Origin of the sequence: Photorhabdus heterorhabditis (genome assembly GCF_001280945.1) — a bacterium.
Taxonomy (GTDB): Bacteria; Pseudomonadota; Gammaproteobacteria; order Enterobacterales; family Enterobacteriaceae; genus Photorhabdus; species Photorhabdus heterorhabditis.
In genome coordinates, this window is the sequence record NZ_LJCS01000169.1 from 1 (window position 1) to 1286 (window position 1286).

Below are 1286 nucleotides of genomic sequence, written 5' to 3' on the forward strand. Positions count from 1 at the left end.
TTAGCAAAAACCGCCGTAAACCCTTGCCCAGTGCGGGCGGGGATATAAGGCGAAAAGCCCAAAGGGCTTTAGGTCTGGCTACTCCAACGTATCCTGACTGAATTGATATCTGCCTGTAAAACAGGCTAAAATGAATGCACTTTATCAATGAGCGCTGAATATGTTAAGAGCGACCAAAGTCCGCATCTACCCCACACCCGAACAGGCCGGGTATCTTAATGGCCAGTTCGGTGCGGTCCGTTTTGCGTACAACAAGGCGCTGCACATCAAAAAGCATGCTTACAAACGTCACGGTGTAAGTTTACATCCACGCAAAGACCTCAAGCCGCTCCTGGCGGTCGCGAAGCAATCCCGCAAGTACGCGTGGCTCAGGGCATATGATTCTATCGCGTTACAGCAGGCGGTGATTAATCTGCATACTGCATTTGATAATTTCTTCAATCCGAAGTTGCGCGCCCAATTTCCCACGTTCAAACGCAAACAGGGTAAGCAATCCAGCTATCACTGTGTTGGGGTGAAAGTGCTGGAGGATGCGGTGAAGATCCCGAAATTGTCGCCGATAAAGGCGCGCATACACCGAGAAATTGAAGGGGAAGTGAAGAGCATGACGCTATCCCGAACCCCTACGGGAAAATATTACGCCGCTATCCTGTGTGACGATGGCAAAGATGCGCCGGAAAAACCGGGCGTTATCACCCGCGTGACCGGTTGCGATATGGGTTTGTCCCACTATCTTATCGAGTCGACCGGGGAGAAGGTCGATAACCCCCGTCACCTTATCAACGCCACCCGTAACCTGCGTCGTAAACAGAAATCGCTGTCCCGTAAACAACAGGGCAGCGCTAACCGCGGCAAGGCCCGATTACGTCTGGCGGCAGTCCATGAGCGGGTAGCCCATGGCCGCGCCGATTTTCAACACAAACTCTCTCGAACAATGGTTGACGAAAACCAAGCGATCATTGTTGAGACGCTAAAATCGGCCAACATGATGAAGAATCACCGCATTGCCCGCGCTATCGGGGATGCGGGCTGGCATGGTTTCATCAAGAAACTGGAATACAAAGCCGTAGCGGCGGGCGTCCATCTGGTCAAACTGGATCAGTGGTTCGCCAGCTCGAAAACCTGTCATTGCTGCGGTCACAAAATGCCGGATATGCCGCTGCATAAGCGGATCTGGCAATGCCCTTTCTGTCGAGTCGAACATGACCGCGATATTAATGCGGCGATCAACATCCAGGGCAAGGGCATAACAGTATTACAGGCGGCGGGACTCGTCGTTTCTGCCC

General features: G+C 52.6%; 1 protein-coding gene. It reads left to right on the forward strand.

Features of this window, described 5'->3' with window-relative positions; all coding sequences use genetic code 11:
- Positions 1 to 160: 160 nt before the first annotated feature.
- Positions 161 to 1286 (forward strand): RNA-guided endonuclease InsQ/TnpB family protein (locus tag AM629_RS21105; RefSeq protein ID WP_054481759.1); only part of this gene is annotated, 1126 nt, incomplete at its 3' end.